We start from the raw sequence: 21,050 nt of genomic DNA on the forward strand, positions 1-21,050 counted from the left end.
GGCGGGATAATCGATCCGTGCGAGACGCAGAGCCGCAGCGCTCCCCTTCAGCGATCGAGCTGCTCGTCGACCCGGTCGCCGATGCGGCGATCCGCGCCGAGTGGGATGCTCTCGCCGCCCGCGGCATGTCGAGCCTGGCCGGGCACACATCGGCGAGCAACCGCCCCCACATCACGCTGATGGCGCGCATCGGGCTGCCCCTGCTCGACGCGGACGCTCTCGCCGGAGCATCCTCGTTCCCGATCACCCTGGGCGCTCCGCTGCTGTTCGGCGCCGGCGAGCGCCGCGTGCTGGCGCGCAGCATCCTGCCCTCCGCAGAGCTGCTCGAGCTCCGCGCGTCCGTGCGCGCCGCTGCCGGCCCGGGCGAGGATGCGCCTCACACCGCGCCGGGCGAGTGGATGCCGCACGTCGCCCTCGCCCGTCGCCTGCGGGTCGCCGATATCGCAGCGGCGCTCGATCTCCTCGGCGGCGACATCCGCGGTCACGCGGCGAGCGTGCGGCACTGGGATGCCGATGCCGCCGTCACCACCACTCTCGCGGTCCTGCGGACGTAGTCACCGAGAACAGGCGATCGCGCGACGACAGGCATCCTGCCGCCCGGGATGCCTGTCCTCGCGCATCTGCCTGCTCACTCGACGAGCAGTGCGGGCTCCTCCAGCACCGAGGCGACGTCGGCGATGAAGCGGCTCATGCCGTCGCCGTCGATCACACGGTGGTCGAAGGATCCGGCGACGGTGGTGACCCAGCGCGGGCGCACCTCGCCGTCGACGACCCAGGGCTTCTGGCTGATCGTGCCCATGGCCACTATCCCGGCCTCGCCCGGATTGATGATCGGAGTGCCGGCATCCATCCCGAACACGCCGATGTTGGTGATCGTGATCGTGCCGCCCTGCTGATCGGCGGGGCTGGTCTTGCCCTCCCGCGCCGTCAGGGTCAGACGGTTCAGCGCGCGGGCCAGATCCTTCATGCTCAGGTCCTGCGCGTCCTTGATGTTCGGCACGAGGAGGCCGCGCGGGGTGGCTGCGGCGATGCCCAGGTTCACGTAGTGGCGCACGGCGATCTCGGCGCCGCTCTCGGTCTCGATCCAGGCCGCGTTGACCATCGGGGTGCGGCGAGCGGCCCAGATCACGGCCCGTGCCATGATCAGCAGCGGCGAGACGCGGATGTCGGCGTAGTCCGGCGACGCCTTGAGCCGCTTGACCAGCTCCATCGTGCGGCTCGCGTCGATCTCCTTCCACACGGTCACGTGAGGAGCGGAGTACGCACTCTGCACCATGGCCGACGACGTCGCCTTGCGCACGCCCTTGACCGGGATGGACTCCGTGCGACCGGCGTCGTCGCCGGCGCGAGAGGCGGATGCCGGTGCGGGAGACAGGCCCCGGGCGAGGCCGACCTGCGCCGTCTGCGGGGCGGGCACGGTCTCCTCGCGCACCTGGCCCCACTCGGGCGTCTCGATGTTGCGGAAGACGCTGGCCTGCTGCGCGTGGGTCACCACGTCGTCGCGCGTGACCTCGCCGTCGGCGCCCGACGGGGTGACGGCGGTCAGGTCGACGCCCAGGTCGCGCGCGAGCTTGCGGATGGGCGGCTTCGCGATGACTCCCACAGACGACCGCACCGGACGCTCCGCGGGACGCTTGCGCCGCGACGTCGCTCCGCCGCCCGAGCCGTAGCCGACGAGCACGGAGCCGCCGCCCTCCTCGGGAGCGGGCGCCTCGGCGGTCGCGATCACTCCGGGTCCGGCGTCGTCGCGGGCATCCGTCACGAACGTGATGATCGGCGAGCCGACCTCGACGGTCGTGCCCTCGGCCGCGAGCAGCTCGCCGACGACTCCGGCGTGCGGCGACGGCAGCTCGACGAGCGACTTGGCCGTCTCGATCTCGCAGATGACGTCGTTGATGGCGACCGTGTCACCGGGAGCGACCTTCCAGGCGACGATCTCGGCCTCGGTCAGGCCCTCGCCCACGTCGGGGAGGTTGAAGTTCTGCGTGCTCATGTCGAGTCCTTTCGGCGGATGCCGTGGTGATAACTCCGGAGATTCAGTAGGCCAGCGAGCGGTCGACGGCCTCGAGGATGCGGTCGGCATCCGGCAGGTACGCGCCCTCGAGCTTCGCGGGCGGGAACGGAGTGTCGTACCCCGAGACGCGCAGCACCGGCGCCTCGAGGGCGTAGAACGCGCGCTCCATGACGGTGGCCGCGACCTCGCTGCCGACGCTCGTGAAGCCCTGCGCCTCCTGCGCGTAGACCATGCGACCGGTCTTGCGCACCGACCCGAGGATCGGCTCGTAGTCGATGGGCGACAGCGACCGCACGTCGACGACCTCGCAACTCGTGCCCTCGGCCTCGGCGAGCGCCGCTGCCTGCAGCAGCGTCGTCACCATGGCGCCGTGGCCGACGAGGGTCACATCCGAACCCGTGCGCACGACCCGCGAGGAGTGCAGCGGCGCGGCCGAGGCGTCGAGCTCGACCTCGCCCTTGACCCAGTACCGGCTCTTGGGCTCCATGAAGATCACGGGATCGTTCGACGCGATGGCCTCCTGGATCATCCAGTACGCGTCGTTCGGCGTCGACGGCGAGACCACGCGCAGACCGGGGGTGTGCGCGAAGTACGCCTCCGGGCTCTCCTGGTGGTGCTCGACGGCGCCGATGTGGCCGCCGTACGGGATGCGGATCACGATCGGAAGGCTGAGCGCTCCCTCGTGCCGGTTGGTGAGCTTCGCGAGCTGCGTGGTGATCTGGTCGAACGCGGGGAAGACGAACCCGTCGAACTGGATCTCGATGACCGGACGGAACCCGGTCATGGCGAGTCCGATCGCGGTGCCGACGATCCCGGACTCCGCGAGCGGGGTGTCGAGCACGCGTCGATCGCCGAAGTCGCGCTGCAGGTGCTCGGTCACGCGGAAGACGCCGCCGAGCTTGCCGATGTCCTCACCCATGAGGAGGACCTTGGCGTCGGCCTCCATGGCGGCACGGAGTCCGGCGTTGAGCGCCTTGCTGAGCGGCATCGTCTCCAGGGTCACTGGCCTTCTCCTTCGAACGACGCCTCGTACCGGTCGCGCCACGCCTTCTGCTCGGCGATCACGGGGTGGGGCTCGCTGTAGACGTGGTCGAACATCCGGTCGGCGGGCGGAGGCCCGAGCTCGACCGATCGCGAGCGCAGGTCCTCGGCGGCCTCCGCCGCCTCGGCATCCGTCTCGGTGAAGAACCGCTCGCCTGCTCCCCTGTTCTCGAGGAACGCGCGCATGCGAACGATCGGGTCGCGCTCGGCCCACGACAGCTCCTCGTCGGAGCCGCGGTACTTGGTGGGGTCGTCGCTCGTCGTGTGCGCTCCGAGCCGATAGGTGACGGCCTCGATCGCCCGCGGCCCCCCGCCGGCGCGGGCTTCGTCGAGCGCCACCCGCGACACCGCGTAGCTGGCGAGGACGTCGTTGCCGTCGACCCGGGTGCTGGGGATGCCGTAGCCCGCGCTGCGCTCGACGAGCGGGACGCGCGACTGCGTCGTCACCGGCACGGAGATCGCCCAGTGGTTGTTCTGCAGGAAGAACACGGTCGGCGCCTGGTAGCTCGCCGCGAACACCATCGCCTCGTGCACGTCGCCCTGGCTGGAAGCCCCGTCGCCGTAGTAGACGACGACGGCCTCGTCGCGGTCGGGATCGCCGGTGCCGGTGCGGCCGTCGAAGGTCAGCCCCATGGCGTAGCCCGCGGCATGCAGCGTCTGCGAGCCGAGCACGAGGGTGTAGAGCCGGGTGTTGCCGTTCTTCGGGTCGGTCGGGTCCCAGCCGCCGTGCGAGACGCCGCGCATGAGCTTGATGATGTCGAGCGGGTCGACGCCGCGGATGCGGGTGACGGCGTGCTCGCGGTAGGACGGGAAGATCGTGTCCTGCGGACGGGCCGCGCGCGCGGAGCCGACCTGCGCCGCCTCCTGCCCGCGGCTCGGCGGCCACAGCGCGAGCTGGCCCTGTCGCTGCAGGTTCGTCGCCTGGGTGTCGATCGCGCGGATGATCACCATGTCGCGGTAGAACTGCTCGAGCTCGGCATCGCTGATCGCCTCGATCAAAGGCAGATACTGCTCGGCAGCCGGACTCGGCGCGAAGCGGCCGTCCTTCTCCAGGACGCGGACGAGTTCAGTCTCTGACGAGGTCACGGTGCCACGCTACCGCCGTGCGCATGCGCGGTCGCGTATACCTAGGACGTCCTCATAACTGCCGGGAAGGGCGACGACGGGCCGCACCGAGCGGCGCGGAAGCGCGTCAGAGCAGGGTCGCGGCGACGTCGAGGACGCGGCCGATCGACTCCTCCTCGCCCACCGAGATGCGGATGCCGTCGCCGGAGAACGGGCGGACCACGAGGTCCTCGCGCGCGAACACGGCCGCCGCCTCGTCGGTGCGCTCGCCGGTCGGCAGCCAGATGAAGTTCGCCTGGCTGTCCGGCACGTCCCACCCCTGCGCACGGAGCCCCTCGAGCAGTCGGGTGCGCCGCTCGACGATCGAGGCGACGCGCTGCATGAGCTCGGCTTCGGCGTCGAGGCTCGCGATGGCGGCGTTCTCGGCGGCGGACGTCACGGAGAGCGGGATGCCGGTGGTGCGCGCGGCGTCGAGGACCTTCTCATTGCCGATCGCATAGCCGACGCGGAGGCCCGCGAGACCGTAGGCCTTCGAGAAGGTGCGCAGCACGACGACGTTCGGATGCCGCTCGTACACGCGCTCGTCGAGACCGTTCACGGCGGTCGGCGCGGTCACGAACTCGGCGTAGGCCTCGTCGAGGATGACGAGCACGTCGGCAGGGACCCGCTCGATGAACGTCGCGAACTCGTCGCTCGTGATGATCGGGCCGGTCGGGTTGTTCGGCGTGCACAGGATGATCGCGCGGGTGCGGTCGGTCACGGCGGCGGCCATCGCGTCGAGGTCGTGGCGTGAATCGGCGGTCAGCGGCACCTGGACACCGGTCGCGCCGGCGACGAGCGGGAGGCTGGGGTACGCCTCGAACGAGCGCCACGCGTAGACGACCTCGTCGCCCACGGATGCCACGGCGAGGACCAGCTGGTGGAGGATCGAGACGCTGCCCGCGGCGACGTGCACCTGGTCGGGCTCGACCCCGAACCGCTCTCCGAGACGGGCGCGCAGCCGGCCCGCGGTCGCGTCGGGATAGCGGTTGACCGGCGTGATGTCCTGCAGCGCGGCGACCACGGACGGCAGCGGCTCGAACGGGTTCTCGTTGCTGGAGAGCTTGAAGGCGTCGGGACCCGCCTGCTTCCCCTGGCGGTACGGCGCGAGAGCGGCGATGGCGGGACGGATGCGCGGGAGGATCGGGTCGGTCACAGACATGAGTCTAGATACCGGGATCCGGTTCGACGAAGGCGGCCGACCATCGCCCGGCGCGACCGCAGGATCGCGCTGACATCCTCATCCGCTCATGGGAGACTGGCCTCACCATGCGCTTCATCATCCGAGTCGTCGTCAACGCGTTCGCCCTGTGGGTCGTCACGCTGATCCCCGCTCTGCAGGTGCAGATCGTCGCGTTCGCTCCGGGCGAGACGCTCCAGCTCGTGCTGACCCTGCTCGCGGTGGCCGCCATCTTCGCCCTCGTGAACACGATCATCGGCACGGTCGTGAAGATCGTCGCCTTCCCCCTGTACATCCTGACCCTCGGTCTCATCGGCTTCGTGATCAACGGCTTCCTGCTGTGGCTGACCGCGTGGATCACGAGCGGCTTCGGCTGGGGGCTGACCGTCGGCGACTTCTGGTGGGGTGTGCTCGCGGCGCTCATCATCTCGCTGATCAACGGCGTCTTCGGCTTCATCCTGCGACCGCAGCGCAAGAGGTCGCGCCGCGACTGACCGCGGTCACCGCGGATCCTCGATCCGCTCCGCGCGGTACTCCGTCCGCTCGATCGTCTCGGCGCGGGCGAGGTCGTCCCAGAACGTCCCGACCGCCTCGACGCGGGGATCGCCGGACGCCTCGAGCATCTCGGCGGTCTCGATGTAGCTCTCGAGGGAGTGAGCACCGAGGGGCCAGAGGCCGCCGCCGGGACCCGCGTCGCCCTCGCGAGTGGCGCTGAAGCTCAGGGACGATCCGACGCCCCCGGCCGTGCCACCCCCGGACAGCCCGGCGACCGGGTCGTCGGTGTGCGCGAGACGGATCACCGTCTGGTCCTCATCGGGCATGGCCTGGGTGGGACTCCCGGCGGTGATCTGCATCTGCACGTCGAACTCGCTCCCGGTGGACAGGTACGACGAGATCATCCCGGCCTGGGAGTAGGCGACGACGTCGACCTCGTCGCCCGGTTCGGCGCCCGCCGCGGTGAGCGCGTCGACCGTGGCCTGGTAGGAGGCCGACATCGAGCCCGAGTACATCTCGACGTTGGACTTCATGTCCCACGGCTCGGAACCGCCGACCGCGATGCTGCGGGTGCCGGCGAGATACGCGACGAACTTCGTCCTCCCGTCGGCGAAGGAGTACTTCTCCACCGCGACCTGCGCGCCGGGCGCGGTCGGCATGCGGGTGAGCGACGTCGCGATGCTCGTCGGCGGGGCCGTCGGCGTCGACGTCGCGACGGGCGCGACGCGCACGGGATCGCTCGCGCCCGACAGCGCGGCGCCGGGGCGGACGGTGCCCAGGGCGGTCAGCCCCAGCCCGGCCGCTGCCCAGACGAGCGGTCCGAACACGAGGTCCGCGGGGTACGCGGGCTCGAGCCCGTCGAATCGGTGCGCCCTCCACGTCCGCAGGAGCTCCGCCGCCGTCTCCGCCACGCGGGGATCGGCGAGGACCATGCTCTCCATGCGCCGACGCAGCTCCTGCGCGGCGGCCTCGTCGGTGAGGGCCAGCGCCTCCGCCCGCGTCGCGAGCTCCACGTACTCGTACGCGTCGGCCATGAGCATCGTGCTCTCCGCCGTCTCACGGCATTCGTCGAGCAGTCGCGTCACGCCGTCCCCGGCGGTCCACAGCGCGACGGTGTCGACGTACGCGCTGAAGCCGGGAGTGTCGACGACGACGCGATGGGCCTCCCTCACGGCCGCCGCCGCCTCGTCGAGGCGCGAGGCCACGGCATCCATCCGCCGGGCGGCCACACGCAGCGCGTCGGGGTCGACGGAGATCGCGCCGCCATGGTCGATGGACAGCCCGCTCATGGGATCGGCACCCCCTCGATCTCGCTCTGCCGGAAGCGCACGGAGCCGGCGACGGCCGCCGTGCGGCGCTGCAGATCCGACAGCTTCTCGTGCATCGCCCGCACTCCGTCGGAGTGCCATTCGGTGTCCTCGGCGAGGCCGATCAGCCTCACACGTGCGTCGTCGAGCGCGTCGATCGCCTCGCGCAGATGCCGGCGGGCGGCGGACTTCGCCCACGCGGTGACCACGGTCTCTGTTTCCCAGGGTGCTATGGAGTGCATGCGCCCACCCTCCGCGATGCGGCCGTCCCCGCGCGCGCCGGGCATCGCTCCCGACCGGTCGTGGTGAGCAGGTCGCCGGTGCGCGGCATCCGTGCAGGAGAGGTCGGGACCGACCGGCGATACCCGACGTCGCGCGATCCGCCCCCGACCGGCAGAATGGAGCGGTGACATCCCCGGATCCCTTCCGCGTGATCTTCGTGTGCACGGGGAACATCTGCCGCTCTCCGATGGCGGAGGTCGTCTTCCGCGATCTCGCGGACCGCCAGGGACTCGGCTCGCGCATCGTCTCGCGCAGCGCCGGCACCGGCGACTGGCACCTCGGCGAGCGCGCCGACCACCGCACGATCGACGCCCTCGCCCGCCGCGGATACGACGGATCCCAGCACCGCGCGAAGCAGTTCACCTTCGCGTCGTTCGCCGAGCACGACCTCGTCGTCGCGCTCGACCGCACCCACGAGCGCATCCTGCGGGAGTGGGCCAGAGACGAGGACGAGGAGGGCAAGGTCACGCTGCTGCTCGCCTTCGACCCCGGCGCGACGTCGCAGGACGTGCCGGACCCCTACTACGCCGGCCCCGAGATGTTCGATTCGGTGCTCGGTATGATTGAGGCGGCGACGCGCGGGCTGTTCCGCCAGCTCGAGCCGGCTCTCCGCCAGCCCCACACGCCCCGCACCCTCGGGGCCTGATCAGGAGGACTCCCCTGACTTTCCAGCCCTCGCTCCCGCCGCAGCCCCTGAGCCCCCTCGACGGTCGGTACCGCGCCGCCGTCACCGGACTCGCCGACTTCCTCTCCGAGGCCGGCCTCAACCGCGCGCGGGTCGAGGTCGAGGTCGAGTGGCTGATCGCCCTCACCGACCGCTCGCTGTTCGAGACGTCGCCGCTGTCGGATGCCGACAAGGAGCGCCTCCGCGCCCTCTACCGCGACTTCGGGCAGGCCGAGATCGACTGGCTCGCCGAGAAGGAGGCCGTCACGCAGCACGACGTGAAGGCCATCGAGTACCTCGTGCGCGACCGCCTCAGCAGCCTGGGCCTCGACGCCATCGCCGAGCTGACGCACTTCGCCTGCACCAGCGAGGACATCAACTCCGCCTCCTACGCGCTGACCGTCAAGCGCGCCGTCGAAGAGGTCTGGCTCCCCGCGCTCGACACCGTGATCGCGAAGCTGCGCGAGCTGGCCGCCGAGCACGCCGACGCGCCGATGCTCTCGCGCACGCACGGGCAGCCGGCCACGCCGTCGACCATGGGCAAGGAGATCGCCGTCTTCGCGTGGCGTCTCGAGCGCGTGCGAGGGCAGATCGCGGCATCCGACTACCTCGCCAAGTTCTCGGGCGCGACCGGCACCTGGTCGGCGCATCTCGCGGCCGACCCCGACGCCGACTGGCCGACCATCGCCCGCGAGTACATCGAGCGCCTGGGCCTGGGCTTCAACCTGCTGACGACCCAGATCGAGTCGCACGACTGGCAGGTCGAGCTCTACGACCGCGTGCGTCACGCGGGCGGCATCCTGCACAACCTCGCGACCGACATCTGGACGTACATCTCGCTCGGGTACTTCGCGCAGATCCCCGTCGCCGGCGCGACCGGGTCGTCGACGATGCCGCACAAGATCAACCCGATCCGCTTCGAGAACGCCGAGGCGAACCTCGAGATCTCGGGCGCCCTGCTCGCCTCGCTCGGGCAGACGCTGGTCACGAGCCGCCTCCAGCGCGACCTCACCGACTCGACCACGCAGCGCAACATCGGCGTCGCGTTCGGGCACTCGCTGCTCGCGCTCGACAACCTGCGTCGCGGCCTGAACGCGATCTCGCTGTCGCGCGACGTGCTGCTCGCCGACCTCGACGTGAACTGGGAGGTGCTCGCCGAGGCGATCCAGACGGTCATCCGCGCCGAGGTCGTCGCCGGCCGCTCGTCGATCAGCGACCCGTACGCGCTGCTCAAGGAGCTGACCCGCGGTCACCGCGTCGGCGCCGAGGACCTCGCCGCGTTCGTCGAGGGCCTCGAGATCGGGGATGCCGCCAAGCAGCGCCTCCTCGCGCTCACGCCCGCGACCTACACCGGCATCGCGGAGCAGCTCGCGAAGTGATCCGGGCACCTGGCCTCTCCCCGTCCGCCGTGCGCCGTGCGGGGAGGACCGGCTAGGCCGCGCCGGGCTCGCCGGAGTGCGCACCCGCGGAGTCGCGGGGCATGAACGCGGCCGCGACGAGGGTCAGCACGGCCACGACCGCGGCGGCGATGAAGATCCACACGGATGCCGAGACGATGGTGTCCGGATCGTCGGGGCCCGCGCCCTGCGCGATCACCGCGTTCGAGATCGCCCCGAACACGGCGACGCCGAGCGCGCTGCCCGCCGACCGGGCGAAGGCGTTCATGCCGGTCACGGCGCCGCGCTCTCCCCAGCCGACGGATGCCTGGGCGGCGATCAGGGTCGGCGCGGCGCTCCACCCGAGACCGAAGCCCAGGACGAAGGCGACCGCCGCCACGGAGAACGGATTCGGCCAGGGTGACACGACGGCGAGCGCGATGGCCGCGACCGTGGTGATCGCCATGCCGGTGAGCGCCGTGCGACGGAAGCCGATGCGCAGGTACAGCCGACCCGCGTTGGCCGCCGCGAGCGGCCAGCCCAGGGTGAGCGCGGCGACGGCGAGACCCGACAGCAGCGGGGCGATGCCGATGGATCCTTCGAGATACGCGGGCGCGAAGCTCGTGACACCCGTCATCAGGGCGCCGATGCCGAGCGACACGATGGTCGTGGTGAGGATGAGCGGCCGTGCGGCCAGGCGCAGATCGACGATGGGCTCGGCCGCGCGCCGTTCGACGACGCCGAACACCACCAGCGCCGCGACGCCGAGACCGAAGCACACCGCGCTCGGAACCGAGATCCAGTCCCACGCGTTGCCGCCCTCGAGCATCCCGAGGATCAGGCCGGTGAGCCCCACCGTCAGCAGCACCGCGCCCGCGAAGTCGATGCGGTGCCGTTGGGTCTGCTTCTCCTCGACGTACTTCCTCAGCAGCATCCACCCGGCGATCAGGCACAGCGGGATGTTCACCCAGAAGATCCAGCGCCAGGCGTCGAGCTGGGCGAAGATGCCGCCGAGCGCGGGGCCGACCACCGACGACACGGCCCACACCGAGGCGATGTACCCCTGCACCTTGGCGCGCTCGGCGACGGTGTAGATGTCGCCGACGATCGTCATGGACATCGGGGCGACGGCACCGGCGCCGAGCCCCTGCACGATGCGGAACACGATGAGCGCGGTCATGCTCCAGGCGAAGCCCGAGAGCAGGGAGCCGAGCAGGAACAGGCCGATCCCGAGGAGGATGATCGGCTTGCGACCCACGGTGTCGGCGAACTTCGAGTAGATCGGCACGCTCACCGCCTGGGCCAGCAGGTAGACGGAGAAGAGCCACGGGAACTGCTGGTAGCTGCCCAGATCGCGCACGATGCTCGGGACGGCCGTGGCGAGGATGGTCGCGTCGATGGCGATGAGTCCGGTGGCGAGCATGAGCGCCCCGAGCACGGGTCCTCGTTCCGACCGGAGTCCGATGGAGGCGCGGTCGATGGAGGCAGTCACTCTGAGGACAAGCCGTCGCGCATCGCGACTATTCCGAGCGGATGCCGGATGCCGGCGTGGTCACGAGGAGGAGGCGGAGCGTCCCGGGGCGTCGGCGTCGGGCTCGTCGGCGGCCGCGTCGTCGTACAGGACGGGACGATCGACCGTCTTGGTGACGTCGGCGGGGTCGACGACGAGGATCAGCATCGCGAGGATGAGCAGCGTGACGATGAACGCCGCACCCCCGACGACCAGACCGAGTCCGATCGGGGTCAGTCCCTCGTAGCTGCCGTTGGCGATGGCCGTGTTGACGCGGGCGGTGAACGCTCCGGTCGAGACGAGCGTCACGACGGCGGCGAACACGCCGCACGCGAGCGCGATGCCGAGCAGATGCAGCGGGCGCAGGATGTCGCGCCGGGTGGGCTTCTCGTCGCTCATCGTTCTCCTCCGTGATCGATGGGAGCCGGCTCGTCGGCGGCGACCTCGACGGCATCCGCCCGCTTCGGGGTGAGGCCGGCGATCGCGAGGAAGACCGCGACGATCGCGGCGTAGCCGCCGAACATGCCCACGCCGAGGATGATGCCCGTCAGCACGAACTCGCCCGCACCCTCGATGGCGTAGGGCTGCACGAAGCCGGCCGGGATGGCGATCAGCACGACCGCGAGAAGCAGGCCGAAGGCGCCGACGGTGAGGGAGTCGCGGGCGGTGGCGTCACCGGAGCGGCGTCCGCGGAGACCGACGATCAGCTCGACGAGGCCCGTGGCCGCGGACCACCCGATCAGCACGATGAAGAACAGGTCGTCCGTGCGCCAGGCCGGCACTCCCGCGGTCATCCCCGCGACGAAGCCGAGCAGGGCGAGCACGATCGACGACCAGCGCTGACCCGCCGGGAAGACGAGCCACGCGGCGAGGATCAGCACCAGGCCGGTCGTCAGCACGAAGCCGCTGAAGACCGAGAGGCCGACGGCCGCGGAGTGGTCGGGCGAGAACGTGATCATCACGGCGGCGGCGGCGGCGAAGAGCGCGCGCAGCAGGTGGACATGGCGCACGGTGAACGCGCGAGCAGGGGCAGACATGACGATCCAGGGTCCTCCGGGGTGTTCCCCCCAGTCTACGCGGGGGCGCGGAGGGGTGCGGACGCCCCGGGCGAGGATGTTCGCGGGGTCCGACGGACCTCCCCAGATCGGACGTCAGACCCCGCGACAACACGCAGCGACGGGGGCGACACTGCGTCAGGCTCCCCCTCGCAAGGTCGGGCACCCTGCTTGCGACGGAACAGCCTTGTGACCCCAGAAACAGCACCTCGTCCCCTACGCGATGCCTGAGTGGTCGTAAGCTCACTCTAGGGCGCGGGTCTTCACATACCGGAGGGGTGCTGTGATGAGTATGGAAAGCGGGATCCGGAAGGCGGCCGAGGGGTTCGCCGGTTCCTTCCGCGACGCGATCAACGAGCGCGGCCTCACTCTCGCCCGCCTGCATGAGCAGCTCAAGGTCCGCGGCAATCGGGTGTCGATGGCGACCCTCAGCTACTGGCGGTCGGGCGCACGGCGCCCCGAGGGAGCGCAGTCGATGGCGGCGCTCGGCGACATCGAGGAGCTGCTCAACCTCGAGCCGGGCGCGCTCACCGCCCTGCTCGGCACGACCAACCGCACAGGGCCGCTCGGGCCCAACCAGTTCCCCCTCGACGAGCGGGAGCTCGAGGAGGCGGTGAAGGACGCGTTCGCGGCCCTCGGCGCCGAGTACCCCGACACCTCGCGCGAGCTCACCACCCACTCGGTCACCGACGTGGGTGCCGACGGCAACATCGCCTTCTCGATGACCCGCAGCATCCTGCAGTCCACCGTGGGGACCGTCTCGTCGCTCCCCCTCCTGGAGCTCAACCCCGGCATGAGCACCCCGCCTCCGGTCTTCACGGCCGTGTCCGGCGGACGGATCGCCGCCCACTACTCGCATCCGAACGGGGAGGTGCACGGCGTGCTGTTCGAACTCGACGTGCCGCTCACGGCCCCCGAGACCTCGATCGTGGAGTGGTCGGTCGAGTATCCGACCGGGTTCCCGCCGCAGCGGGAGACCGGCCATGCCCTCGCCCGGCAGTGCCGGGAGCTGCTCGTGTGGACGCGCTTCCACCCCGACGCCCTGCCGGACCGACTCGAGGAGCGCGTCGAGACGCCGAGGGGGCTGACGACGACCGAGCTGTTCCTCGAGGGGCGGACGTCGGTGCACCAGGTGCGACGGGCGTTCGGCCCCGGCGCTCTCGGTCTCAGCTGGAGCTTCGACGACGGACGCTGACCCGGCGCCGCCCGCGACGGCCTCCGGTCAGCCGGGCTGCTCGCCGCGCGCGACGGGTCGGCCCGGCGTGTTCGACCACTGACTCCATGAGCCGGGGAAGACCTTCGCCGTGATGCCCGCCTCGTCGAGCACCAGCGCCGTATGGGCCGCCGTGATCCCGGAACCGCAGTACGCGGCCACCGGTGTCCCCGCCGTCACGCCGACGGCGGCGAAGCCCGCCTGCAGGGTGTGCATGTCGAGGATCCTGCCCTCGGGGTCCAGGTGCGCGGCCATCGGCAGGTTCACGGCGCCGGGGATGTGCCCGGCGATCGGATCGAGCGGTTCGTGATCGCCGCGGTACCTCTCGGGTGCACGCACGTCGAGCAGCACCCCCGCGTCGGGGAACGCCGCCGCCTCGTCGATCGTGATCGCGTCCGCGCCGATCTCCTCGAGCACGACGTCGCCCTCGTCCGGGCGCACGTCGTCGGTCGCCACCGGCAGGCCCGCGGCGGTCCAGGCGCGGATGCCGCCGTCGAGCACCCGGACGTCCACGCCGCCCTGCCGCAGCAGCCACCACGCCCGCGATGCGCCGAGGCCCTTCGCGTCGTCGTACGCGACCACGACGTCTCCGTCGTGCACGCCCCAGCGGCGCGCCGCCTCCTGCAGCGTCTGCGTGGACGGGAGCGGATGCCGACCGTCGGACGGCCGGCCGTGCGTCGCGAGCTCCGTGTCGAGCGGCACGTACACCGCCCCGGGGATGTGACCCTCGAGGTAGTCGGAGCGGCCGTCCGGCCGGTCGAGTCGCCAGCGCACGTCGATCACCCGGACCGGCGTCGGCGACGCCAGGAGGTCGTTCAGTTCGGACGCGCTGACGAAGTTGCTCATCCTGCGAGGCTACCCAGCCTCGCCGACGACGTCGCCGCACGCGTCGCGTTAGGCTCGACGAGGCCGCGTCGAGGGAGGACCGCATGCCCGCTCGTCTGCGCTGGATGCGCCTGCGCCCGCAGGAGGCCGCCCTGCTGGTCATCACCGCGATCTGGGGAAGCACGTTCCTCCTCGTGCACTGGGCGATGGAGCACGCGGGGCCGTGGTTCTTCGTCGGCATCCGGTTCCTCGTCGCGGGAGCGATCAGCGTCGTCCTGTTCCGGCGCGCGCTGCGCGGCATCCGCTGGCGGGACGTGGGCGCTGGCGTCGCGATCGGCGTGATGATCTACCTGGGCTACGGCCTGCAGACGGTGGGACTGCAGACGATCGACTCCAGCACGTCCGCCTTCATCACCGCCATGTACGTGCCGCTGGTGCCCCTCGCGCAGTGGGCCGTGTTCCGCAGACGACCGCCGGCGATGGCGTTCGTCGGGGCGGCGCTCGCCTTCGTCGGCCTCGTTCTCATCGCCGGCCCCGACGCGCTCTCGCTGACCCTCGGGACCGGCGAGATCATGACCATGATCAGCACGCTGCCGATCGCGGCGGAGATCATCCTGATCAGCCTGTTCGCGGGAAGGATCGACCTGGGGCGCATCACCGTGGTCCAGCTGCTGACCGCCGGCGTCCTGGGTCTTCTCACCATGCCGGTGGCGGGCGAGCGGATCCCGGAGTTCTCGTGGATCTGGGTCGGCTGCGCGGTCGGTCTCGGCGCGGCGAGCTGCATCATCCAGCTCACGATGAACTGGGCGCAGAGATCTGTCTCCCCGACTCGCGCGACGATCATCTACGCCGCCGAGCCCGTGTGGGCCGCCGTCATCGGACGGATCGCCGGCGAGCGGCTGCCGGCGACCGCGCTGATCGGCGGCGCGCTCGTGGTCGTCGGCATCCTGGCGAGCGAGCTGAAGCTCATCCGCCGGCGCCGCCCGCCGGAGCGACCCGTGTCCCCGGCGGGATCCGCGCTCAGACCGTGAGCAGCACCTTCGTCGCCCGACGCTCATCCATCGCGCGATAGCCCTCGGCGGCCTCCTCGAGGGGGAGCGTGAGATCGAACACCCGGCCGGGGTCGATGCGGCGGTCCCAGATGCGCTGGATGAGGTCGGGCAGGAAGCGCCGCACGGGAGCCGGTCCGCCATGCAGGTGCACGCCCGAGAAGAAGAGCTCCTCCCCGGGCAGGGCGACGTCGTGCGAGACCCCGACGTACCCCACGTGCCCGCCGGGACGGGTCGCGCGGATCGCCTGCATCATCGACTCCTGCGTGCCGACCGCCTCGATCACCGAGTGCGCGCCGAGCCCGTTCGTCAGCTCCTTGATGCGAGCCACGCCCTCGTCTCCGCGTTCCTCGACGATGTCGGTCGCTCCGAACTCGCGGGCCAGGGCCTGGCGATCGGCATGCCGGCTCATGGCGATGATCCGCTCGGCGCCGAGCTCGCGCGCGGCCAGGATTCCGAGCAGCCCCACCGCGCCGTCTCCGACGACCGCGACCGTCTTGCCCGGGCCCGCCTCCGCGGCGACCGCGGCGAACCAGCCGGTGCCCAGCACGTCGGATGCCGCGAGCAGCGACGGGATGAGATCGGCGTCCGGCTGCCCGGGCGTCGCGACGAGCGTGCCGTCGGCGTGCGGCACGAGCGTGTACTCGGCCTGGGTGCCGAAGCGCCCCATCGGGACCACGTGGACGCAGCGGGACTGGTATCCGGCCCGGCAGATCTCGCAGGTGTTGTCCGAGGCCATGAACGAGCCGACGACGAAGTCCCCGACCTTCACGGTCGTCACGTCGGCGCCGATCTCCTCGACCACGCCGACGTACTCGTGCCCCATCGGGTCGTGGTCGACGTCGTTCGCCCCTCGGTACGGCCACAGATCGGACCCGCAGATGCACGTCGCGGCGAGCCGGATCACCGCATCGGTCGGGCGGGTGACGGTCGGCTTCTCGCGCTCTTCGACGCGGACGTCGCCCGGCGCGTACATGACTACTCCACGCATGAGTGGTGCTCCTTCGTTCTGGTCCTTCCAGTAGACGCCTCCTCCGGTTCCGCGCGGGAGGCCCTGGCGAAACTCCCCTGGGAGGGAATAGAAGCGTCGCGCCCGCGTTGGACCCCACATGATTGAAACTTCAACCGTCGTCCCGGTCGCCAGCGAACGGACCCGGGTGCGCGTGCCGATGCGCTTCTCCGACGGCTACTCGACGACCGCCGACGTCGTGACCTTCGACGGGCTGGTCGACGGTCGGGAGCACCTCCTGCTCGGACTCGGCGACTGGCGCGCGGCGCTCGATCGCGCCCGCGACGGCGGCGAGGCGCCTCTCGTGCGTCCGCACAGCGAGTGCCTCACGGGCGACGTGTTCGGCTCCGAGCGGTGCGACTGCGGTCCCCAGCTGCGCGAGGCCGTGGAGCGCATCGCGGACGAGGGCGGCTTCCTGCTCTACCTGCGTCAGGAGGGACGCGGCATCGGACTGTACGCGAAGCTCGACGCCTATGCGCTGCAGGACGCCGGCCTCGACACCTACGAGGCGAACGTCGCGCTCGGCCGCGGCGAGGACGAGCGCGACTACACCGTGGCCGCGCAGATGCTGCACGCGGTCGGCGCCGACGGCATCCGCCTGCTGAGCAACAACCCCGACAAGGGCGAGCATCTGGCGGCGCTCGGCATCCGCGTCACCGAGCAGGTCCGCACGGCCGTGCACCTCTCCGACGCGAACCACCGCTACCTCGAGGCGAAGCGCGACCACACGTCGCACACCATCGACCTCTCGGCGGCGTGACGGACGCGGTGATGAGCGACCGGCAGCTGACAGACGCCGAGATGGCGACCTGGCTGCCGACGATCCGCTTCGTGCAGCTGCTCCCCCAGGTGCTCGACCGCACCCTGAAGGCCGAGACCGGTCTGAAGCACGCGCACTACGCGATCCTGGTGACACTCGCCGGCCAGTCCGGCCGCGCCGTGCCGATGACCGAGCTCGCGCAGATCGCCGGCCTCAGCCGATCGCGGCTCAGCCACGCGATCGACTCGCTCGAGGAACGCGGGTGGGTGACGCGCACGTCGTGCAGCACCGACAAGCGCACGCTGACGGCGGCGCTGACGGATGCCGGGCGCGACCTGCTGCGCGGTGCGGCGCCCGTGCACGTGGCGCAGATCCGCGAGCTGATCCTCGCTCCGCTCTCCGCGGAGGAGCGGGAGCAGCTCGGCGCGATCATGACCAGGCTGCTGCCCGGCGTCACCGCGGCCCTCTGACCGGCGTCGCGCGCCGTTCTGCTCTGAGCAGAACCGCTCGGAGCGTCGGGCACCCGCGGCATATCGTGAGGCATGGCCGACCTCGTCCCGTTCCCCCGCGCACCCCGCCGCACCTCCGACCCCGAGCCGCTCTGGCGCCACCTCCTCGGCGACCAGCTGCGCCGTCGACGACACGACCGCGATGAGACGCTGACCGAGACCGCCGAGAGGGCGGGCGTCTCGCCCCAGTATCTGTCGGAGGTCGAGCGCGGACTCAAGGAGCCGTCGAGCGAGATGATCGCCGCGATCGCCGGAGCGCTGGAGTCGTCGCTGATCGAGCTGACCAGCGCGGTCGCCGACGATCTGCGCGGAACGGCCGCTCCGGCATCCGCTCGGGCATCCGCCGCCCTGTCGTCCGTCGCGGCGCCGGCCGTCGCTGTGCCGTCGGGATCCGCGTCCTTCGCCCTCGCCGCCTGACCGCATCCGCGACGGGGAGCCGGCGGGCTACCCCGCCCTCTCCCCGAGCACCGTGTCGATCAGGCCGTAGTCGAGCGCGGCGGATGCCGTGAAGACGCGATCCCGGTCGGTGTCGGCTCGCAGCGCGGCGACCGGGCGACCGGTGTGCCGGGCGAGGATCGCCTCGAGGTCCGCGCGCACCCGCACGACCTCATCGGCCGCGAGGATGAGATCGGGGATCGCCCCGCGCGACTGCCCCGCCGGCTGGTGGAGCACGATGCGCGCGTGCGCCAGAGCCGACCGCTGCCCGGGTGCTCCCGCCGCGACGAGCAGCGCCGCCGGACCGATCGCCTGACCGACGCAGGTGGTGGCGATCGCGGGCCGCACGTGCTGCATGGTGTCGTAGATCGCGAGGGCCGCACCCGGGTCGCCGCCCTCGCTGTTGACGTACAGCTGCACGGGCGACTCCGGACTGTCGGCGTCGAGGTGCAGCAGCTGCGCGATGAGCGCGTTCGCGACACCCGCGTCGATGCCTGTGCCGAGGTAGATCACCCGCTCGGCGAGCAGGTGCGAATAGACGTCCATGATCCGTTCGCCGCGCGGATGCTGCGCGATGACGTTCGGGATCGTGTAGCCGCTCATGCGTCCGCCCCCAGCCCGACCCGCGCCCGTCGTCGCGGCATGATCTGCGAGACCGCGTCGACGATGCCGTCGATGAAGCCGTACTCCCGCGCCTGATCCGCGGTGTACCAGCGGTCGTGCAGGGAGTCCTCGAAGATGCGCTCGATGGGCTGGCCCGTGTCGTCGGCGATGAGCCCGAGCACCGTGTCCCTCATGTGGCGGAGGTCGTCGGCCTGCGTCTCGATCTCGACCGCCGAGCCGGCGATCCCCGCCGAGCCCTGGTGCATGAGGATGCGCGCGTGCGGCAGCGCGCGCCGTTTTCCGGGTGCGCCGCCCGAGAGCAGGAACTGGCCCGCGCTGCACGCGAGTCCGAGCGCGAGGGTCGACACGTCGTTCGGGACCATCTTCATGAGGTCGCGGATCGCGAGCATCGCGGGGACGGACCCTCCGGGCGAGTGGATCCAGAGGGCGATGTCGGTGGTCGGGTCCTCGGCCGACAGCGTGAGCAGCTGCGTCATGAGCAGGGTGCCGTTGTCGTCGTCGAGGGCGCCGTCGAGCACGAGCACGCGCTCGTGGAACAGCGCGCGTCGGGCCTCGGGCCCGAACTGCGGGAGGGGGGTGTCTTCGCTCATGGCACCAGCATCCGCCGCCGGATGCCGGCCGGCACCGAGATCCGCCTCGGGCGGATCCGCCCTCGGCAGCGGCGCATCCTCACGATCGAGAAGATCGTGTTCGTCAGCCTGGACGACGACGGCGTGCCGACTCCGCACGGATACAGCGAGATCACGTACAACCGCGATCGGATGCCGACGGAGCGCATCGCCACGGGGACGATCCGCCTGCCGTAGGGAGGATGCGGCGCCGGCGCGCCCGCCGATGCGAGGATGGACACGCGTCCGCCGAGCAAGGGAGCCCCGAATGAGCCGCAGCGCCACCGCAGCCACCGCCGCGATCCGCGAGATGCGCGACTTCCTCTTCACCCACGCCACCGACTACGACGCCGCCCGCGACGGCTTCACCTGGCCTGCGCCCGCCGAGTTCAACTTCGCCCTCGAGTGGTTCGACGTCGTGGCCGGCGAGAACCCCGACCGCCCTGCGGTGCAGATCGTGTCGGCCGACCTGAGCGTGCGCACCTGGACGTACGGGGAGCTCTCCGCGCGCTCCGACCAGGTCGCGGCATGGCTCACCTCGCTCGGCATCCGCCGCGGCGACCACCTGATCGTGATGCTCGGCAACACCATCGAGCTGTGGGAGGTGATGCTCGCGATCACGAAGATCGGCGCCGTGTCCATCCCGACGTCGACCCTGCTGTCCGCGTCCGACCTCGGCTACCGCGTCGAGCACGGCAGGGCGCGCGCGATCGTCACGCGGGGAGGCCTCGCCGAGCGCATCGCCGACATCGACCCGTCCGTCCTGCGCATCGGGATCGGTGACGGCGTCCCCGCGGACTGGACCCGCTTCGACGAGTCGACGCGCGCGCCGTCGACGTTCACGCCCGAGGCGCCCACCCCCGCCGACGACACGGCGCTGCTCTACTTCACGAGCGGCACCACCAGCCGTCCGAAGCTCGTGCAGCACACGCACGTCTCGTATCCCGTGGGGCATCTGTCGACCATGTGGTGGCTGGGCGTGCGTCCCGACGACGTGCACCTCAACATCTCGTCGCCGGGCTGGGCCAAGCACGCGTGGTCGAGCTTCTACTCGCCGTTCCTGGCCGAGGCGACGGTGTTCGTCTACGACTACGACCGCTTCGACGCCGACACCCTGATGCAGGTGATGGACACGCACCACGTGTCGACCTTCTGCGCGCCGCCCACCGTCTGGCGGATGCTGATCCAGGCCGACCTCGCACGGCTGACCCATCCGCCGCGCGAGCTCGTCGGCGCCGGCGAGCCGCTCAATCCCGAGGTGATCGACCGGGTGCGGGACGCCTGGGGCGGGACGATCCGCGACGGCTTCGGGCAGACGGAGATGACGGCGTGCATCGGCAACTCGCCCGGGCAGCCCGTGAAGGTCGGGTCGATGGGTCGCCCGCTGCCGGGCTATCCGGTCGTGCTGCTCGACCCCGCGACGGGCGCGGTCACGGAGACCGAGGGCGAGATCGCCCTCGACCTGGCGTCGCGTCCGATCGGGCTGATGGCCGGCTACTACGGCGACCCGGAGAAGACCGCCGAGTCCCGTGAGGGCGGCTACCACCACACGGGTGACATCGCCGTGCGCGACGACGACGGATACCTCACCTACATCGGCCGCGCGGACGACGTGTTCAAGGCGTCGGACTACAAGATCTCGCCGTTCGAGCTCGAGTCGGTGCTGCTCGAGCACGATCTCGTGATCGAGGCCGCAGTGATCCCGAGCCCCGACCCGACCCGTCTGGCGGTGCCGAAGGCGTACGTCTGCCTGCGCGCGGATGCGGTCGACGCCGAGCAGGATGCGGCCCGGTCGATCTTCGCGTACGCCCACGACCGGCTGTCGTCGCACCTGTGGGTGCGGATCATCGAGTTCGTCCCCGAGCTGCCGAAGACGATCTCGGGCAAGATCCGTCGGGTCGAGCTGCGCGCGCGAGAGGCCGAGCGGGTCGGAGCGGGAGACGAGGCCCGACAGCATCGCGACCGCGATTACCGCTGAGGCGGAGTCGCG

General features: G+C 71.2%; 23 protein-coding genes and 1 pseudogene. 11 read left to right on the forward strand and 13 right to left on the reverse strand.

Annotation, left to right across the window (positions count from 1 at the left end):
* The first annotated feature begins 17 nt into the window (after positions 1-17).
* Positions 18-554: a 2'-5' RNA ligase family protein gene (locus A4X16_RS02770; RefSeq protein ID WP_067115979.1), complete on the forward strand. Its 537-nt coding sequence runs from the start codon at positions 18-20 to the stop codon at positions 552-554.
* Between the two features lie 74 nt (positions 555-628).
* Here A4X16_RS02770 and A4X16_RS02775 read toward each other — a convergent pair whose 3' ends face one another.
* The 4 genes from A4X16_RS02775 to A4X16_RS02790 all read right to left on the reverse strand — a co-directional run bounded on the left by A4X16_RS02775 (position 629) and on the right by A4X16_RS02790 (position 5,315).
* Entirely contained in the window at positions 629-1,993 is a 1,365-nt protein-coding gene (locus tag A4X16_RS02775; RefSeq protein ID WP_067115982.1) for a dihydrolipoamide acetyltransferase family protein, read from the reverse strand.
* 43 nt (positions 1,994-2,036) lie between these two features.
* Positions 2,037-3,002 (reverse strand): alpha-ketoacid dehydrogenase subunit beta, encoded by a 966-nt coding sequence (locus A4X16_RS02780; RefSeq protein ID WP_067116161.1) that lies wholly within the window; start codon positions 3,000-3,002, stop codon positions 2,037-2,039.
* An 11-nt stretch (positions 3,003-3,013) separates the two neighbouring features.
* On the reverse strand, positions 3,014-4,141 hold the full coding sequence (locus A4X16_RS02785) for a thiamine pyrophosphate-dependent dehydrogenase E1 component subunit alpha (protein WP_067115985.1): 1,128 nt from the start codon (positions 4,139-4,141) through the stop codon (positions 3,014-3,016).
* A 106-nt stretch (positions 4,142-4,247) separates the two neighbouring features.
* Positions 4,248-5,315: a histidinol-phosphate transaminase gene (locus A4X16_RS02790; protein ID WP_067115988.1), complete on the reverse strand. Its 1,068-nt coding sequence runs from the start codon at positions 5,313-5,315 to the stop codon at positions 4,248-4,250.
* A gap of 113 nt (positions 5,316-5,428) precedes the next feature.
* Here A4X16_RS02790 and A4X16_RS02795 point away from each other — a divergent pair, with 113 nt between their 5' ends.
* Complete coding sequence (locus A4X16_RS02795) at positions 5,429-5,833, forward strand: phage holin family protein (protein ID WP_067115991.1); 405 nt, start codon at positions 5,429-5,431, stop codon at positions 5,831-5,833.
* Positions 5,834-5,839: 6 nt separating this feature from the next.
* Here A4X16_RS02795 and A4X16_RS02800 read toward each other — a convergent pair whose 3' ends face one another.
* Both A4X16_RS02800 and A4X16_RS02805 read right to left on the reverse strand, forming a co-directional pair.
* On the reverse strand, positions 5,840-7,123 hold the full coding sequence (locus A4X16_RS02800) for a hypothetical protein (RefSeq protein WP_067115994.1): 1,284 nt from the start codon (positions 7,121-7,123) through the stop codon (positions 5,840-5,842).
* Positions 7,120-7,383 carry a hypothetical protein gene (locus tag A4X16_RS02805; protein ID WP_157559927.1) on the reverse strand — a complete coding sequence of 88 codons (264 nt, stop codon included), beginning with the start codon at positions 7,381-7,383 and terminating at the stop codon, positions 7,120-7,122. The genes A4X16_RS02800 and A4X16_RS02805 overlap by 4 nt, the downstream gene beginning before the upstream one ends.
* A gap of 164 nt (positions 7,384-7,547) precedes the next feature.
* Between A4X16_RS02805 and A4X16_RS02810 the strand changes: the two genes are divergently transcribed.
* Together A4X16_RS02810 and purB are read left to right on the forward strand one after the other, a co-directional pair.
* Positions 7,548-8,069, forward strand: coding sequence for a low molecular weight protein-tyrosine-phosphatase (locus A4X16_RS02810; RefSeq protein ID WP_197491751.1), 522 nt, complete (start codon positions 7,548-7,550; stop codon positions 8,067-8,069).
* A gap of 14 nt (positions 8,070-8,083) precedes the next feature.
* The gene (gene purB, locus A4X16_RS02815) at positions 8,084-9,466 is read left to right on the forward strand and encodes an adenylosuccinate lyase (protein WP_067116001.1); all 1,383 of its coding nucleotides are present in this window, start codon (positions 8,084-8,086) and stop codon (positions 9,464-9,466) included.
* 52 nt (positions 9,467-9,518) lie between these two features.
* Here the strand turns inward: purB and A4X16_RS02820 are convergent, their stop codons facing one another.
* The 3 genes from A4X16_RS02820 to A4X16_RS02830 are packed head-to-tail and all read right to left on the reverse strand — an operon-like array spanning position 9,519 to position 12,010.
* Complete coding sequence (locus tag A4X16_RS02820; protein WP_067116006.1) at positions 9,519-10,955, reverse strand: MFS transporter; 1,437 nt, start codon at positions 10,953-10,955, stop codon at positions 9,519-9,521.
* A gap of 60 nt (positions 10,956-11,015) precedes the next feature.
* Positions 11,016-11,372 (reverse strand): hypothetical protein, encoded by a 357-nt coding sequence (locus tag A4X16_RS02825; RefSeq protein ID WP_067116009.1) that lies wholly within the window; start codon positions 11,370-11,372, stop codon positions 11,016-11,018.
* Positions 11,369-12,010 (reverse strand): acyl-CoA synthetase, encoded by a 642-nt coding sequence (locus tag A4X16_RS02830; protein WP_067116013.1) that lies wholly within the window; start codon positions 12,008-12,010, stop codon positions 11,369-11,371. Before A4X16_RS02830 ends, A4X16_RS02825 begins: the two co-directional genes overlap by 4 nt.
* Positions 12,011-12,314: 304 nt before the next feature.
* On the opposite strand from A4X16_RS02830, the gene A4X16_RS02835 reads away from it, so the two are divergent.
* Entirely contained in the window at positions 12,315-13,223 is a 909-nt protein-coding gene (locus tag A4X16_RS02835; protein ID WP_067116016.1) for a hypothetical protein, read from the forward strand.
* Positions 13,224-13,250: 27 nt separating this feature from the next.
* On the opposite strand, the gene A4X16_RS02840 is transcribed toward A4X16_RS02835, so the two are convergent.
* The gene (locus tag A4X16_RS02840; protein WP_067116019.1) at positions 13,251-14,087 is read right to left on the reverse strand and encodes a sulfurtransferase; all 837 of its coding nucleotides are present in this window, start codon (positions 14,085-14,087) and stop codon (positions 13,251-13,253) included.
* 83 nt (positions 14,088-14,170) lie between these two features.
* Here A4X16_RS02840 and A4X16_RS02845 point away from each other — a divergent pair, with 83 nt between their 5' ends.
* Entirely contained in the window at positions 14,171-15,097 is a 927-nt protein-coding gene (locus A4X16_RS02845; RefSeq protein ID WP_067116021.1) for a DMT family transporter, read from the forward strand.
* On the opposite strand, the gene A4X16_RS02850 is transcribed toward A4X16_RS02845, so the two are convergent.
* Complete coding sequence (locus A4X16_RS02850) at positions 15,087-16,106, reverse strand: zinc-dependent alcohol dehydrogenase family protein (RefSeq protein ID WP_067116024.1); 1,020 nt, start codon at positions 16,104-16,106, stop codon at positions 15,087-15,089. The two genes, A4X16_RS02845 and A4X16_RS02850, sit on opposite strands and share 11 nt — an antisense overlap.
* A gap of 118 nt (positions 16,107-16,224) precedes the next feature.
* Here A4X16_RS02850 and A4X16_RS02855 point away from each other — a divergent pair, with 118 nt between their 5' ends.
* The 3 genes from A4X16_RS02855 (at position 16,225) to A4X16_RS02865 (ending at position 17,810) form a co-directional block, all read left to right on the forward strand.
* On the forward strand, positions 16,225-16,884 hold the full coding sequence (locus A4X16_RS02855; RefSeq protein ID WP_067116027.1) for a GTP cyclohydrolase II: 660 nt from the start codon (positions 16,225-16,227) through the stop codon (positions 16,882-16,884).
* Positions 16,885-16,895: 11 nt separating this feature from the next.
* Positions 16,896-17,354, forward strand: a complete 459-nt coding sequence (locus tag A4X16_RS02860) for a MarR family winged helix-turn-helix transcriptional regulator (RefSeq protein ID WP_067116167.1) — start codon at positions 16,896-16,898, stop codon at positions 17,352-17,354.
* A gap of 72 nt (positions 17,355-17,426) precedes the next feature.
* Positions 17,427-17,810 carry a helix-turn-helix domain-containing protein gene (locus A4X16_RS02865; RefSeq protein ID WP_067116030.1) on the forward strand — a complete coding sequence of 128 codons (384 nt, stop codon included), beginning with the start codon at positions 17,427-17,429 and terminating at the stop codon, positions 17,808-17,810.
* 27 nt (positions 17,811-17,837) lie between these two features.
* Here the strand turns inward: A4X16_RS02865 and A4X16_RS02870 are convergent, their stop codons facing one another.
* Together A4X16_RS02870 and A4X16_RS02875 are read right to left on the reverse strand one after the other, a co-directional pair.
* Positions 17,838-18,431 carry a ClpP family protease gene (locus tag A4X16_RS02870; RefSeq protein ID WP_067116033.1) on the reverse strand — a complete coding sequence of 198 codons (594 nt, stop codon included), beginning with the start codon at positions 18,429-18,431 and terminating at the stop codon, positions 17,838-17,840.
* On the reverse strand, positions 18,428-19,042 hold the full coding sequence (locus A4X16_RS02875; RefSeq protein WP_067116036.1) for a ClpP family protease: 615 nt from the start codon (positions 19,040-19,042) through the stop codon (positions 18,428-18,430). The genes A4X16_RS02870 and A4X16_RS02875 overlap by 4 nt, the downstream gene beginning before the upstream one ends.
* Before the next feature lie 66 nt (positions 19,043-19,108).
* On the opposite strand from A4X16_RS02875, the pseudogene A4X16_RS02880 reads away from it, so the two are divergent.
* Together A4X16_RS02880 and A4X16_RS02885 are read left to right on the forward strand one after the other, a co-directional pair.
* A pseudogene (locus A4X16_RS02880) lies at positions 19,109-19,258 on the forward strand (acyl-CoA thioesterase); the annotation flags it as partial.
* 70 nt (positions 19,259-19,328) lie between these two features.
* Entirely contained in the window at positions 19,329-21,038 is a 1,710-nt protein-coding gene (locus A4X16_RS02885; protein ID WP_067116042.1) for an AMP-binding protein, read from the forward strand.
* The last annotated feature ends 12 nt before the right edge of the window (positions 21,039-21,050 follow it).

This window comes from Microbacterium sp. H83 (genome assembly GCF_001650405.1).
Lineage (GTDB): Bacteria > Actinomycetota > Actinomycetes > Actinomycetales > Microbacteriaceae > Microbacterium.